Annotated in this window: 13 protein-coding genes; 5 read left to right on the top strand and 8 right to left on the bottom strand. The window is 61.5% G+C overall.

Annotated features, from left to right (window positions below; translation table 11 throughout):
* Positions 1–59: 59 nt before the first annotated feature.
* Positions 60–1865: a translation elongation factor 4 gene (lepA, locus tag AB8A23_RS02295; protein WP_089262869.1), complete on the bottom strand. Its 1806-nt coding sequence runs from the start codon at positions 1863–1865 to the stop codon at positions 60–62.
* Positions 1866–1991: 126 nt separating this feature from the next.
* Here lepA and AB8A23_RS02290 point away from each other — a divergent pair, with 126 nt between their 5' ends.
* Positions 1992–3623: a glycosyltransferase family 39 protein gene (locus AB8A23_RS02290; protein ID WP_439057011.1), complete on the top strand. Its 1632-nt coding sequence runs from the start codon at positions 1992–1994 to the stop codon at positions 3621–3623.
* Positions 3624–3656: 33 nt separating this feature from the next.
* On the opposite strand, the gene AB8A23_RS02285 is transcribed toward AB8A23_RS02290, so the two are convergent.
* The 5 genes from AB8A23_RS02285 to AB8A23_RS02265 all read right to left on the bottom strand — a co-directional run bounded on the left by AB8A23_RS02285 (position 3657) and on the right by AB8A23_RS02265 (position 7652).
* Positions 3657–3959: an HPr family phosphocarrier protein gene (locus tag AB8A23_RS02285; protein ID WP_089262865.1), complete on the bottom strand. Its 303-nt coding sequence runs from the start codon at positions 3957–3959 to the stop codon at positions 3657–3659.
* Positions 3956–4357 (bottom strand): PTS sugar transporter subunit IIA, encoded by a 402-nt coding sequence (locus tag AB8A23_RS02280; protein WP_068733893.1) that lies wholly within the window; start codon positions 4355–4357, stop codon positions 3956–3958. The genes AB8A23_RS02285 and AB8A23_RS02280 overlap by 4 nt, the downstream gene beginning before the upstream one ends.
* 131 nt (positions 4358–4488) lie before the next feature.
* Positions 4489–4953, bottom strand: coding sequence for an HPr kinase/phosphorylase (locus AB8A23_RS02275; RefSeq protein ID WP_439066037.1), 465 nt, complete (start codon positions 4951–4953; stop codon positions 4489–4491).
* A gap of 56 nt (positions 4954–5009) precedes the next feature.
* A complete protein-coding gene (locus tag AB8A23_RS02270) occupies positions 5010–6815 on the bottom strand; it encodes a stimulus-sensing domain-containing protein (protein WP_439057012.1) in 1806 nt (601 codons plus the stop codon).
* Between the two features lie 135 nt (positions 6816–6950).
* Positions 6951–7652 carry a response regulator transcription factor gene (locus AB8A23_RS02265; RefSeq protein ID WP_068733897.1) on the bottom strand — a complete coding sequence of 234 codons (702 nt, stop codon included), beginning with the start codon at positions 7650–7652 and terminating at the stop codon, positions 6951–6953.
* 215 nt (positions 7653–7867) lie between these two features.
* Here AB8A23_RS02265 and AB8A23_RS02260 point away from each other — a divergent pair, with 215 nt between their 5' ends.
* From AB8A23_RS02260 to AB8A23_RS02250, 3 genes are all read left to right on the top strand, one after another.
* On the top strand, positions 7868–8605 hold the full coding sequence (locus tag AB8A23_RS02260; RefSeq protein WP_439057013.1) for a HugZ family protein: 738 nt from the start codon (positions 7868–7870) through the stop codon (positions 8603–8605).
* Positions 8606–8788: 183 nt separating this feature from the next.
* Positions 8789–10402 (top strand): phosphoenolpyruvate carboxykinase, encoded by a 1614-nt coding sequence (locus AB8A23_RS02255; RefSeq protein ID WP_089262859.1) that lies wholly within the window; start codon positions 8789–8791, stop codon positions 10400–10402.
* A gap of 200 nt (positions 10403–10602) precedes the next feature.
* On the top strand, positions 10603–11040 hold the full coding sequence (locus AB8A23_RS02250) for an EamA family transporter (protein ID WP_439057014.1): 438 nt from the start codon (positions 10603–10605) through the stop codon (positions 11038–11040).
* A 12-nt stretch (positions 11041–11052) separates the two neighbouring features.
* On the opposite strand, the gene AB8A23_RS02245 is transcribed toward AB8A23_RS02250, so the two are convergent.
* Positions 11053–13584, bottom strand: a complete 2532-nt coding sequence (locus tag AB8A23_RS02245; RefSeq protein WP_439060420.1) for a glycogen/starch/alpha-glucan phosphorylase — start codon at positions 13582–13584, stop codon at positions 11053–11055.
* Between the two features lie 230 nt (positions 13585–13814).
* Here AB8A23_RS02245 and AB8A23_RS02240 point away from each other — a divergent pair, with 230 nt between their 5' ends.
* Complete coding sequence (locus AB8A23_RS02240) at positions 13815–14246, top strand: hypothetical protein (RefSeq protein ID WP_439057015.1); 432 nt, start codon at positions 13815–13817, stop codon at positions 14244–14246.
* Between the two features lies 1 nt (position 14247).
* On the opposite strand, the gene AB8A23_RS02235 is transcribed toward AB8A23_RS02240, so the two are convergent.
* Positions 14248–15069, bottom strand: a complete 822-nt coding sequence (locus tag AB8A23_RS02235) for a DUF2865 domain-containing protein (RefSeq protein WP_439057016.1) — start codon at positions 15067–15069, stop codon at positions 14248–14250.
* Between the last annotated feature and the right edge of the window lie 48 nt (positions 15070–15117).

The raw sequence follows: 15117 nt of genomic DNA, 5'->3' as shown, positions 1-15117 counted from the left end.
TCGCATCCCGTATCGCAGTCATATGCGGTACCTCTGGTCAGAACGGCGGGCGGTTGATCTCAGCTATCCACCTTCAGCGCGGCAATAAACGCTTCCTGCGGGATGTCGACCTTGCCGAACTGCCGCATCTTCTTCTTGCCTTCCTTCTGCTTCTCCAGAAGTTTGCGCTTGCGGCTGATATCGCCGCCATAGCACTTCGCGGTCACGTCCTTGCGCAGCGCGCGGACGGTTTCGCGGGCAATCACCTTGCCGCCGATCGCCGCCTGGATCGGGATGACGAACATGTGCGGTGGGATCAGTTCCTTCATCTTCTCGACCATGGCGCGGCCACGGCCTTCGGCGCGGGTGCGATGCACGAGCATCGACAGCGCGTCGACCGGCTCGGCATTGACCAGGATCTGCATCTTAACGAGATCGGCGGCCTTGTAGTCGGTCAGATGATAGTCGAACGAGGCGTAGCCCTTCGAGATCGACTTCAGGCGATCGTAAAAATCGAACACCACTTCGTTGAGCGGCAGCTCGTATTTCACCATCGCGCGGGCGCCGACATAGGTCAGCTCTTTCTGATTGCCACGGCGTTCCTGGCAGAGCTTCAGCACGCTGCCGAGATATTCATCGGGCGTCAGGATCGTGGCTTCGATCCACGGCTCCTGGATCTCGGCGATCTTCACCACATCCGGCATGTCGATCGGATTGTGGATCTCGATCTCCTCGCCATCGGTGAGGTGCATCTTGTAGATCACGCTTGGCGCGGTCGCGATCAGGTTGAGATCGAACTCGCGGCTCAGGCGCTCCTGGATGATTTCCAGATGCAGCAGGCCGAGGAAGCCGCAGCGGAAGCCGAAGCCCAATGCAGCCGAGGTTTCCATTTCGAACGAGAAGCTTGCGTCGTTCAGCCGCAGCTTGCCCATCGCGGCGCGCAGCGTCTCGAAGTCGTCGGCATCGACCGGGAACAACCCGCAGAACACCACGGGGATCGCGGGCTTGAAGCCCGGCAGCATCTCGGTGACCGGCTTGCGATCGTCGGTGATGGTGTCGCCGACGCGGGTGTCCGCGACTTCCTTGATAGCGGCGGTGATGAAGCCGATCTCGCCGGGACCGAGTTCGTCCACATTGACCATCTTCGGCGTGAAGTAGCCGACGCGCTCGACATCATAGGCGGCGTTGGTGCCCATCATGCGGACGCGCTGGCCCTTCTTCATGACGCCGTCGACGACGCGGATGAGGACGACGACGCCGAGATAAACGTCGTACCAGCTATCGACCAACAGCGCCTTCAGCGTGGCGTCGCGGTCACCCTTCGGTGGCGGCAGCCGGTGCACGATGGCTTCCAGAACGTCAGGCACGCCCAGACCCGTTTTTGCCGAGATCATCAACGCGTCTGAGGCGTCGATGCCGATGACGTCCTCGATCTGCTTCTTCACCTGCTCGGGCTCTGCCGCGGGCAGATCGACCTTGTTGAGGATCGGCACAATTTCGAGATTGGCGTCGAGTGCGTGATAGACGTTGGCGAGCGTCTGCGCTTCCACGCCCTGTGAGGCGTCGACCACCAGCAGCGCGCCTTCGCAGGCCGCCAGCGAACGCGAGACCTCGTAGGCGAAGTCGACGTGGCCGGGCGTGTCCATCAGATTGAAGATGTAATCCTTGCCGTCTTTGGCCTTGTAATGCAGGCGGACAGTCTGCGCCTTGATGGTGATGCCGCGCTCGCGCTCGATATCCATCGAATCGAGCACCTGCTCCTTCATCTCGCGCGCCTGCAAGCCGCCGGTGATCTGGATCAGGCGGTCGGCCAGCGTCGATTTGCCATGGTCGATATGGGCGACGATGGAGAAGTTGCGGACGTTCGAAATCGGGGAGGTTGTCATGCGCGCGGGATAGCATTCAGGCCCCGATGCGGCAACCTTAATGCGGGTTTCGGCCTGATTCCCGGCCCTGTTTCCGTCACGGCATCCTGATTTTACTCCGGCCCGAAACACGCTAGGCAGGGGCCCATGAGTACAATCGCTTCCTCTACCCCCGCCAAACGCCGGGGCTTGCTGTCGATCGGCCGCCGCGGCGCTGCGCGGCTCGTTGCCTGGGCGTGTGATCCGCAATTGAGCGTCCTGCTGGTGCTCGGCTTCACGATCGCCCATGTGGTGCTATGGACCGCGATCCTGACCCAGGTAAAGGCGGCGCAGGACATCCATTTCGACGTCTCCGAGGGCTATGCCTGGGGGCAGAAGTTCCTGATGGGCTACGGGAAGCATCCGCCGCTGTCGGGCTGGATCTCGGGCGTCTGGTTCAAATTTTTCCCGCCGGTGGACTGGGCGACCTATCTGCTCGCCATGGTCACGGTCGGCATCGGCATGATCCTTTGCTGGGCGATCGCGCTGCGCGTGGTCGATCGCCGCCGTGCCTTTTTCGTGCTGCTGATGGTCGCGATCTATCCGATCTTCAATTTCAAGGGCTTCAAATACAATCCGGACCTGCTGCAGCTGGTAACTTTGCCGCTGGTGGTGCTGGCCTATTTGCACGCTTTCGAGAAGCGCTCGATTCGCTCGGGCTTCCTGCTTGGCGTCGCCGCTGCGCTGGCGCTGATGACCAAATACTGGGTGGTGACGATGATCGGCGCCATCGGTCTGGCCGCGCTGATCCATCCGCAGCGGATGCTGTTCCTGCGATCGCCGGCACCATGGATCGCCATCGCGACGATGGCGGCGGCGATGATTCCGCATCTCGACTGGGTGCGGCAGGTGGAATACGCGCCATTTCGTTACGCCGGCAATACCTATGCGATCTCGTCACGCTGGGAGAGCCTGCAACTGGCATGGGGCTATGTTGGCCACAATATCGCGCTGCTGCTGTTGCCGCTGGGTCTGGCCGCTGCGGTGCTGGCCTGGAGCCCGCGCTGGTGGGTGTCGGTGGCGCGCGATCCCCGCGCATTCGTCAAGCGGCCGTGGTCACTGACGACCAATCCCGGTGTCCGCAGGGACCGGGCCCTGAATATCTGGCTGATCCAGGCCATTGTCGCCGTCGGCCCGCCGATCGGTGCGTTGTTGTTCGACGTTTATATCAAGACCGATTGGGGTATCTCGCTGTTCTTCTTGGTGCCGCTGGCGGTCATTGCGATCCCGGCGCTGAAGATGCCGCGGGTCGCGCTGGTACGGCTCGCCGCGATCTGGCTGGTGCTGTCGCTGGTCACGCTCGCCGCCGCACCGCAGATCGCCATCGCGTCACTGCCGCGCGATGCCAACGGCAATTTCGCTCACATCTCCTACTCGCAACTCGCGCGCGAACTCACCGAAGTCTGGCACAAGCGCTTCCACACGCGCTGGAGCGAGGTCGTGGGCTTCGTCGATGTTGCCGAGCAGATGACGTTCTACAGTCCCGATCATCCGCTGCCGCTGACGCCTTACGAGCCATGGCCGTCAGGCGTGACGTCGATGGCCGAAGCGAAGCGTAACGGCTTCATCGGAATCTGCATGGTCGGTGACTGGAAATTCGATCGCTGCGAAGCGTGGATGAAGGACAATCTCCCGAATGCCGAACGCATCGTGATGTCGACGCGACGCTTCTTCAAGGGCAATGTCGGCACGACCACGCGGTGGAATGTCTATGTGATGGCGCCTGGCGCGATGAAATAGCCGTTCGCTGACGAAGCAGCTTTCGGCGAACCGCTACTCTTCGCCGAACTTGTTGGTCACAAGCTCGGTGATCGCATCCAGCGCCGCTTGAGCTTCGGCGCCTTTGGCAGTGACCATGATGCTGGTCCCGGGTCCGGCGGACAGCATCATCAGGCCCATGATGGATGTACCGCCAACGGTCTCGCCGTTGCGCGTCACCGTGACGTCGGCATTGAACCGCTCGACCATCTGCACGAATTTGGCAGAGGCGCGCGCATGAAGGCCACGTTTGTTGGTAATCGGAATCTCGCGGGAGACGCTGCCGGACACCGTCGTATCGTCTGGGCTGTCGCTCATTTGCCGGCGAGAACGCGGCTGGCGATGGTGACGTATTTGCGGCCGGCTTCCTGCGCCATGGCGATCGCATCGGGCAGCGTGCGCTCTTCGCGCACCTTTGCGAGCTTCACCAGCATGGGCAGATTGATACCGGCAAGAACCTCGACCTTCGGCCGGCTCATGCAGGAGATCGCCAGATTCGATGGCGTGCCGCCGAACATATCAGTGAGGATGGCAACGCCATCGCCACTGTCGACGCGATTGACCGCTTCGATAATGTCGCTGCGACACAAATCGGAATCGTCTTCGGCGCCGATCGTCACGGCTTCAATTTGTTTTTGCGGACCCATTACGTGTTCAAGCGCCGCCTTAAACTCGTCGGCAAGGCGCCCATGGGTCACAAGTACTAGACCAATCATCGGAAACTCCTCGTGGGTGCTTTTGGTGCACCGCACGAAAGGGCCACTTTGACCATCCAGAGCCCCTATGCAAGAGGGCTCTTCGCGAATCTCCCTTAAATTGCACGGATGCGGCGGGAAGTAGCGCGGGTCTATTCGGTGGCGATAGTGGGACTAATATGGTTACCAATTCCCTTCGAGCAATCGTCCAAAGGTCGCACTGCGGCTAAACCATCGATTGTCGTAAGTGCGGCTACGACCAATGGTAGTGGTGAAAAACCCGCTCTGACCGGGATTCGGGGCAATTCGACGCCCTCCAGTGTGATTCTGAGCGCTTCCGGCTCTGGCAGGCGCGCGGCGTCGGTGGCGTCGAGATCGACCACCAGCCCGACAATGGCACCGGTGGCGCAGTCCAGCCGCCGGATTCCGAGCCCTCTGATCTCAAGCAGCCCGACCAGTTCGGGCGCCGGCCGTACCCACAGTTTTCCATCTCTGACATCCAGATGTACCCGGTCGTCGCCGACCAGCATGGCCTCGGGAAGCTGTCCGCTCTGAGCGGCGAGGATCAGGTCGAAGACCAGCCGCGATTTCCCGGAGCCGGACGGCCCCCGGATCAGGACGGCGCGGTCATCGACCAGTACGGCGGAGGCATGGATGCTTTTGCCATCCGCGCTCATGTGGCCGGCAACCGTACCACGAAGCGTGCACCCAGCACCGGGATCTCGCCGTCGGCATTGGCCGGGCCGATGCGGTTCTCCGCCCAGATCGTACCGCTATGAGCTTCGACGATCTGCTTGGAAATCGACAGGCCCAGACCGGAATTCTGACCAAAGCCCTGATGTGGGCGGTCGGTGTAAAAGCGTTCGAAGATCCGTTCGAGTGCATCCAGTCCGATGCCGGGGCCGTCGTCATCGACCACGATCTCGATCTTGCCTTTCAGGCGACGGCAGACGATCCGCACCTTGCCACCGGGCGTCGAGAATGACTGCGCATTGGTGACGAGATTGGTGATGACCTGACCGAGGCGGGAGTCGTGGCCGGGCACCGAAAACGCATCACTGGCAGCGCCTTCGAAGCGGACTTCAACGCCGACGTCATGACCGAGCTTGGTTTCGTTGGCGACCGAGGTCAGTGTGGTCAACAACCGTCGGAGATCGACGGGCGCAGTGTCGTTGCGCTGTAGTTCGGCGTCGAGACGGCTGGCGTCGGAAATATCCGAGATCAACCGGTCAAGCCGCCGCACGTCGTGTTCGATCACCGCGAGCAGGCGGCCGCGGCTGTTGTCGTTCTTTGCCAGCGGGAGTGTTTCCACGGCGGAGCGCAGCGAGGTCAAAGGATTCTTGAGCTCGTGGGAGACGTCGGCCGCGAACATCTCGATCGCCTCGATGCGGTTATAAAGCGCATCGGTCATGTCGCGCAGCGCGCCGGAGAGATGCCCGATCTCGTCGCGGCGGCGTGTGAAATCCGGGATCTCGACACGGGTGCGGATGCGGCGGCGAACGCGTTCGGCGCTGTCGGCAAGACGTCGCACCGGACCTGCGATGGTCGATGCCAGCAGCAGCGACAGCACGATCATCACCACGGCGGCGACCGCAAAGACTTTCAGAATCGCCAGACGCTCGGCCGTCACCATCTGGTCGATGTCGTCGCCCTGGGTCGACAGCATCAGCGAACCATGCACGGCGCGGAAGCGCTGCACTGGTACGGCGACCGAAACGATGACTTCGCCCCGTTCGTTGATGCGCACCATGCTGCTCTTCAGACCGTCGAGCGACTGCTGCACTTCCTGATAGCCATTGCCATTTTCCGGGCCGAGTTCGCGATATAGCGGAAGGTCGCCGCGATTGAGCCAGGTTCGGACCGCGATCATTGTGCGTTCGGCAAAGCCGGGCTTCTCGGTGGTCGGCGGCGGCAGTTCGAAACGCAGCACATCTCCGCGGCCATAAAGGCTGCGGCTGTCGAGGATCAGCACGCCGTCGCGGTCGTAGATGCGCGCGCGCGTCTTGGTCGGGGAGATCAGCCGCCGCAACACCGGTGCAACGCGTTCTGGATTGATCGGGAAATCGAGGCCGGAGAGTTCGTCCGGCACGCCATAGGTTTCACCGGGCTTGAGATCGAGCAAGCGGTCGGGGTCGATCGTGATCGTATTGGTTTCGACGGTTGCCGAAGCGGCAATTGCGCTGGCGATGATTTCGGCCTGCACCAGCAAGCTCTGCGCACGCGCGTCGATCAGGCCGGCGCGAAACTGCGAGAGATAGAGAATGCTGGCGACCAGCGCGCAGAGGCCGGCGAGGTTGAGCGAGACGATGCGGCGCGTCAGACTTGAAAAGGTCAGCGCAACGAAGAACTGCCGGGCACGGCGCAGCCAGTCGAGCGGGCGCTGCCAGCCGCGACGGGTGCGATCGGCATCGCCGCCTGCCGCATTCGGCGACGTGCCGTCGGCGTCCAGGCTTTCATCAGGCTGCGTACGATCCAGCAATGCCAAAACTGCCCGGTTGTTGTCGATATCTGCGATACATCACGCGGCGCTCATTGTTGCGTATGTGTATGCGCATTCTAGCGCAGCACGGCTGAGCCGTCAGGCCCCCAGCCGTGCCGCGGGAACCCTTACAGATCAGGTTTCCTTGAAGCGATAACCGACGCCATACAGCGTCTCGATCATCTCGAAGTCGTCGTCGACGACCTTGAACTTCTTGCGCAGCCGCTTGATGTGGCTGTCGATGGTGCGATCGTCCACATAGACCTGATCGTCATAGGCGGCATCCATCAGCGCGTTCCGGCTCTTCACCACACCGGGGCGCGTCGCCAGCGCCTGCAGGATCAGGAACTCAGTGACGGTCAGTGTGACCGGCTCGTTCTTCCAGGTGCAGGTGTGACGTTCCGGATCCATCCGCAGCAAACCGCGATCGAGCGCCTTGGCGTCGGTCTCCTTCGGAGCGGCAGTTGGGTCCTTCGGCGCGGCGCGGCGCAGCACGGCCTTGACGCGCTCGACCAGCAGACGCTGCGAGAACGGTTTGCGGATGAAATCGTCGGCGCCCATTTTCAGGCCGAACAGCTCGTCGATCTCCTCGTCCTTCGACGTCAGGAAGATCACCGGCAGATCGGACTTCTGGCGCAGACGGCGCAACGTCTCCATGCCGTCCATGCGGGGCATCTTGATATCGAGGATTGCGAGGTCCGGCTGGCTCGTGCGGAAGCCATCGAGTGCGGAAGCACCATCCGTATAGGTCATGATGCGGTAGCCCTCGGCTTCCAGCGCGATCGATACGGATGTGAGAATGTTACGGTCGTCGTCGACCAGTGCGATAGTTGGCATGAGCCTGCTTTCCGAAGCGGGATGGGCTATCCGGCAGAATTCAACAATCCGCCGTATGAGGTGGCCTTAAGAACACAGTCAACGAGCAATGCAAGCTGGGCTGAAGTGTGGCCGAGTTCCCTGAACGCTTGAATGACGCGTGGGTTCCGTAGATGTATAGACCTCCCGGGGAAGAAGAAATAGCCACTTTTTGCAATGAAATACGGGATTTAACCATGCAGCCGACCTCCGATTTCGACCCCTCGCGCGTCACCCGGTCGCTGTTGCGGCGCAGTCGGCAGGGGGCGCTTGCCACCCTGGCAGTCGGTTCCGGCGATCCTTATTGTGCGCTGGCCAATGTCGCCAGCCACCCGGACGGGTCGCCGATTCTCCTGATTTCCCGGCTCGCGCTGCATACCCGCAATATTCTGGCGGATGCCCGCGTCTCGCTGATGCTGGATGAGCGGGCGCCCGGGGACCCCCTGGAGGGCTCACGCATCATGCTCGGAGGTATCGCGCAGGAGGCCAGCGACAGCGAAAGATCGCTGCTGCGCCGCCGCTATCTCAGCGTCCATCCATCCGCGCAAGTCTTTGTGGATTTTAAGGATTTTTCGTTCTTCCGGATCAAGCCGAAGAGTGCCCATCTGGTGGCCGGCTTTGGCCGCATTAACGACCTGAAGCCAGAGCAATTTCTGACCGATCTCACCGATGCCGAAGGCATGCTCGAGGCCGAGGAGGGCGCCGTTGCTCATATGAACGCCGATCATCTCGACGCGCTCAATCTCTATGCAACCAAGCTTCTCCACGCGGACGCTGGCGACTGGCGGTGCACCGGATGCGATCCGGATGGCATGGACCTGCAGAACGGCGCGACGGTGATCCGGCTGGACTTTCCGCGGCGGATTGTCACTCCGGGTGCATTGCGGCAAGTCCTGAAGGAACTCGCAGAGCAGGCCCGCGCTTTGAATAATTGAGCGGTATCAAGTGCCGTGCTGGAATAAACCAAATATGCGGACTGCAGCTTGGCATTTCACATCTTCGTCACTATTAGATCGCCGGGTTACGGCCTCGGTGGTTATAATGACGGCTACCGCTGCTGACGTGCGATTGAAGACAGTTGCACAGGTCGGATATGCGGACTCAAGGAGGAATATTCCGTGCAAGAGACGGGCGTACGCAACGGTGCCTATGGCGCCGACAAATTCGGACTGAAAAATCTCAAAGCGGTGAACTGGAATCTCGGCGCGCCGCAGCTTTACGAATATTCGCTGCGTAACGGCGAAGCCGAATTGTCGTCCGATGGCGCGCTCTGTGCTGACACGGGTGAATTCACCGGCCGCAGCCCAAAGGACAAGTTCACCGTCAAGGACGCTTCCACCGAACAGATGTGGTGGGCTGGCAATCAGGCGATCACGCCGGAGCAGTTCGAAGCGCTCTATATCGATTTCAAGAAGCACGCCGAAGGCATGACCCTGTTCGCGCAGGACCTTTATGGCGGCGCCGATCCGAGTTTCCAGATCAAGACCCGCGTGTTCACCGAACTCGCATGGCACTCCCTGTTCATCCGCACGCTGCTGATCCGTCCGGAAGCAGCTGCGTTGAAGGACTTCGTGCCTGAACTCACCATCATCGACCTGCCGAGCTTCAAGGCCGATCCCAAACGTCACGGCTGCCGCTCGGAAAACGTCGTGGCAATCGATTTCGCCCGCAAGATCGTCCTGATCGGCGGGTCTTATTATGCCGGCGAAATGAAGAAGTCGGTCTTCACCACGCTGAACTACTATCTGCCCGCCAAGGGCGTGCTGCCGATGCATTGCTCGGCCAATGTCGGCCCCGACGGCGACAGCGCGATCTTCTTCGGCCTGTCGGGCACCGGCAAGACCACGCTCTCGGCCGATCCGAAGCGCACGCTGATTGGCGACGACGAGCATGGCTGGGGCAAGGACGGCATCTTCAATTTCGAAGGCGGCTGCTACGCCAAGACCATCAAGCTCTCCGAGGAAGCCGAGCCCGCGATCTATGCGGCGAGCAAGCGCTTCGGCGCGGTGCTGGAAAACGTCGTGCTCGACGCCAATACCCGCCTGCCGGATTTCGACGATGGTTCGAAGACTGAGAACACCCGCTCGGCCTATCCGCTCGACTTCATCCCGAACGCCTCGCGCACCGGCCGCGCGCCGCAGCCGAAGAACGTGGTGATGCTCGCCGCCGACGCGTTCGGCGTGCTGCCGCCGATCGCCAAGCTGACTCCGGCGCAGGCGATGTATCACTTCCTGTCCGGCTACACCGCCAAGGTCGCCGGCACCGAGCGCGGCCTCGGCAACGATCCGGAGCCGGAATTCTCGACCTGCTTCGGCTCGCCCTTCCTGCCGCTCGATCCCTCGGTCTATGGCAACATGCTGCGTGACCTGATCGCCAAGCACAATGTCGACTGCTGGCTGGTCAATACCGGCTGGACCGGTGGCAAGTATGGCGTCGGTTCGCGCATGCCGATCAAGGTGACCCGCGCGCTGCTGACTGCGGCGCTGAACGGCTCGCTGCGCAACGTGGAATTCCGCACCGACAAGTATTTCGGCTTCGCGGTCCCGACCGCGCTGGATGGCGTGCCGTCGGAGATCCTCGATCCCGTCAACACCTGGAAGGACAAGGCCGAATTCGACGCGACTGCGCGAAAACTGGTCGGCATGTTCCAGAAGAACTTCGCCAAATTCGAAGCGCAAGTCGATGCGGATGTCCGCGCTGCGGCGCCGGATGTGAAGCTGGCAGCTGAGTAATTCGCTGTAGCGATTATGAATGCGAAAGGGCGGCCGTAAGGCCGCCTTTTTCATGTCAGGCAGAACCTATCAGTCATTATGCCTGGCCATGACGAAACCGTTAGTCGGCATGCGATGCACGACCAGCTAGAACGCGAAGACTGGATTGCTTCGTCGCAAGGGCTCCTCGCAATGACGGCTGACAGGCAAGGACACTTCAAATGAAAAACGTCATGCTCTCCTGGCCGTTCTGGGCGCTGCTGTCCGCGGGTTTTGCGGCGCTGACGGCGATCTTCGCCAAGGTCGGCATCGAGAACGTCAATTCGGACTTCGCGACGTTCATCCGCACCATCGTCATTCTCTTTGCCGCTGGCATGATGGTCTATGTCACCGGCAACTGGCAGTCGCCGTCCAATGTATCAGCGAAGACGTGGGTGTTTCTGGTGCTGTCTGGTTTCGCGACCGGAGCATCGTGGATCTGCTACTTCCGCGCGCTGAAGCTTGGCAATGCCGCACAGGTCGCGCCGATCGACAAGCTCAGCGTCGTGTTTGTGGCGGTGTTCGCCGTGTTGTTTCTCGGCGAGAAATTGTCGCTGCCGAACTGGCTCGGCGTCATCCTGATCGCCTGCGGCGCGGTGCTCGTTGCGTATCGCGCGTGAGCACCGTCGCGCTTACGTTGCCTTTCGTGCCTGCAGACTCGGTGTGCCCGGCAGATCGCCAGCAACCGGCACGCCCCAGATATCATCGGCATATTCGCGGATGGTGCGGTCTGACGAGAACCAGCCCATCCTGGCGGTGTTGAGGATCGCGGCGCGACTCCAGGCTGAGCCAGCCCTCCACCGCGTGTCGATGCCGCGTTGGGCTTCGTAATAGGAGTCGAAGTCAGCCGAGACCACATAGTGATCGAGATGGCGCAACGCGTGGCCGACGGAAGCATAGCGGCCGGGATCATCCGGCGAGAATGCGCCGGTCTCGATCGCCTGGATCGCGCGGCCGAGATTGGGCGACTTGTTGATGACGTCGGAGGCATCCAGGCCCTTGGCACGGCGCTCGACAACTTCGGCGGCGGTCATGCCGAAGATCGCGATATTCTCCGGGCCGACATTGTCGCGGATTTCGATATTGGCGCCGTCCAGCGTGCCGATGGTCAGCGCGCCGTTCAGCGAGAGCTTCATGTTGCCGGTGCCGGAGGCTTCCATACCGGCGGTCGAGATCTGTTCGGACAGATCGGCCGCGGGAATGATGACTTCCGCCAGGCTGACATTGTAGTCAGGCAGGAACGCGACCTTCAGCTTGCCACCGATGGTGGTGTCGTTGTTCACGACTTCGGCCACATCGTTGATCAGGCGAATGATCAGCTTGGCATAACGATAGCTCGCCGCCGCCTTGCCGGCGAAAATCTTGACGCGCGGCACCCAGTCCTTGCTGGGCTCGTCCTTGATCGCCTGATACAGCGCGACTGTTTCAATGAGGTTGAGCAATTGTCGCTTGTATTCGTGGATGCGCTTGATCTGCACGTCGAACAGCGCCGAGGGATCGGCCTGTACGCCGAGCTTCTCGCCGATCACACGCGCGAGCGCGAGTTTGTTGTGATGCTTGACCTTGCGGAATTCCTGCTGGAACGCGGCATCGCCGGCAAAAGCCTCGAGCTTGATGAGCCGCGTGGGATCGTCGAGCACGGCTTCGCCGCAAGTGGCGCGCAACAGGTCGGTGAGCTTCGGATTGGCCAGCATCAGCCAGCGGCGGAAAGTAATGCCGTTGGTCTTGTTGGTGATGCGACCGGGATAGAGCTGGTTGAGATCGTGGAACACGGTCTCCTTCATCAACTCCGAATGCATCGCCGAGACGCCGTTGATGCGGTGCGAGCCGATGAACGCGAGATTGCCCATGCGCACGCGCCGACCTGACGTCTCGTCGATGATCGAGACCGAAGCGCGATAGGCGGTGTCGCCGGGGCGCGTCGCATCGGCGCGGTCGAGATGCGCTTCGTTGATGCGGTAGATGATTTCGAGATGCCGCGGCAGCAGACGCTGGAACAGTTCGACCGGCCAGGTCTCCAGCGCTTCGGGCAGCAGCGTGTGGTTGGTATAGGACAAGGTCGCGTTGGTGATCTGCCAGGCGGCATCCCAGCGCATATTGTGCTGATCGACCAGGATGCGCATCAGCTCGGCGATGGCCAAGCTCGGATGCGTGTCGTTCATCTGCACCGCCGCCTTGTTGGCGAGGCCACGCAGATTGCCGTCGGAATGGAGGTGACGCTTCACCAGATCCTGCAGCGAGGCGGAGACGAAGAAGTATTCCTGGCGCAGACGCAATTCGCGGCCGGCGGCGCTCTCGTCGTTCGGATAGAGGAATTTGCAGATCGCTTCGGCGCGCGCCTGCTCGGCGCTGGCGCTGACATAGTCGCCGGTGTTGAAGACGTCGAGCCGCAGCGGATCCGGCGCGCGCGCCGACCACAGCCGCAGCGCGTTCACATGTTGGCCGCGCCAGCCGACGATGGGCGTGTCATAGGCAACGGCCTCGACGGTCTCGCCGGGATGCCAGATGACCTGCTTGCGGCCCTTGCCGTCCTCGACGGTCTCGATGCTGCCACCGAAATAGACGTTATACGTGACTTCCCGCCGCGGTAGTTCCCACGGATTGCCAAAGCCGAGCCACTCGTCGGGATATTCCTGCTGCACGCCGTGCGAGATGACCTGACGGAACAGGCCGAAGTTGTAGCGGATGCCGTAGCCAAAAGCTGGAATGCCGAGCGTTGCCATGCTCTCCATGAAGCAAGCGGCGAGGCGGCCGAGGCCGCCATTGCCGAGCGCTGCATCGGGCTCGCATTTGCGGAGTTCGTCGAGGCCGACACCAAGATCGCCGAGCGCGGCTTCGAACAGCGGCAGCAGGCCCATATTGTTCAGCGCGTCGGTGAACAGGCGGCCGATCAGGAATTCCAGCGAGAGGTAATAGACCCGCTTGCGGCCGGCATCGTAGCTCTCTTTGTCCGAGCTCAGCCAGCGATGCACCATGCGGTCCCGCAGCGTCAGGGCGGCAGCCTTGTACCAATCGTGCTTGGTGGCGAATGCGGCTTCCTTGCCGATTGCCAGCCTCAACTTGACGAGGATAGCGCTCTTGATGTCGGCAAGCGCCAGTTCATCGACAGCCGTATTCTCGGGCTGGAATTTTGCTGGGACTGATAGATCTGACAAACCGGCCATCCTGAGCTGTGTCACTGACCAAAATCATACGCGCATTTGGCTGCTCCCGGAACCCGTGGGGGTGGCGAGCTTTTGCCATGGGGCTGCCCGGGATTTGGGCAGGCATGCGAGAACCGAATTTATAAAAATTGGAACAAATTAAGAACAAATTAGTAAGCTATTGATATTCCGGGGTGATTCGTTGCCTTCGCCTACAATATCTATGGTCTGTTCAAGCTCGCGAGGACTAGATGTCCACCATTGCCTTCGATCAGTTTGCTCTCACCCGCATAGCCGACTTTGCGCGGTCGCTGTCGCGGCTGCATTTGATGGCGCGCCGGCATCCGATCGATGACGATCAGATCGATCGCGAGTTCAACACCGTTTGCCTCTCGGTCTGGGGCTATACGACGGACGACATCAGCGATGACCTGTTCTCGCTGGAAGATCACGCCTGGCTCGATCAGCTTGACGAGGCACATGCGCGGATCTTTGCTGCCGAGCAGGGCTACGACCTCGTCGACGACCACGGTATGCTGACGGACTGGTGGGGCTATTGCTGGATGATCCTCGCCGAGAAGCGCGGATTGCTGACGCCGGAAAATCGCGCGGCGGCGCGTGCGGAGATCGAAGAGAGGTATCTCTCGGCACCGAACGTGATCGGCGTCATCGTCGGGCGATGATCTATTGAAGCTCGGCGCGCTTGGCGCGGGCCGTTGGCGCGCTCTTCGGCACGACGGTCGTGGCAGCAGCCGGCGCTGCATCACGCGCGGCTTCCGACATGGGCGCTTCGTCGGTGATCATTTCTGCAGAGACCGGTGCCACCTTCATCTCGCCGAGCCGGGCACGGACATCCGAGGTTAGGCCGGGATAATTCGCCACCGGCGTGAATTCCGCAGTCTGGGTGTTGCCGGTGCGGACGCCCGAGAAAGCGACGAGGCCGTTGGTGGTGGCGATGACATCGCCGGGACGCAGCGACGTATCGAGCGTCAGATCGACCGGCGCGAGGCCGGAGGGATCGCGGCCGTTACAGGTGCAGTCGGCTTTCAGCGCCTTGCGATAGGCGAAGGCATTTTCGAGATCGTTGTAACGCTCACCGGTGCTCGATGATGCGTTCTCGATGCTGCTGCCGAACAGGACCTTGGTGGTCGCTGCGGGGCAGAATGCCTGACACATCTGCGCCGGGCTCATGCCGCGACCGAGCGGAAAATACTTGCCGTCGCAGGTGCGCACGCAGAAGGCGGGACCGGAGCCCCCGATAGATGCGTTGCGCTGTGGTGGCGGCGCTTCGGCCGGCGTGTTGAGGCCGAACGGATCGGAGAAGAAATTGCTCTCCGGCGCGGGCGCGCCACGACGCTGCTGCTGTTTCTGCGGCTGGTTGCTGCCGAACAGGAAGTCGAAGAAATTTTGCGCAGATGCCATCTGCGGGGTCAGTCCGACGAGGCTCATGGCCGTCAGCAGCACCAGGGGACGCACGACACGCGAGGATGTTCGATTGTGACGCAACGCCAGCTCCGCGACCGCATGTCAGTGCCCGAGCGAAAACGCTCCGGT

Source organism: Tardiphaga sp. 619_E2_N8_4 (genome assembly GCF_051810905.1).
In the GTDB taxonomy this organism is placed as follows: Bacteria; Pseudomonadota; Alphaproteobacteria; order Rhizobiales; family Xanthobacteraceae; genus Tardiphaga; species Tardiphaga robiniae.
The sequence above is the reverse complement of the archived record's forward strand: the minus strand, read 5'-3'. Positions and strand labels throughout refer to the sequence as shown.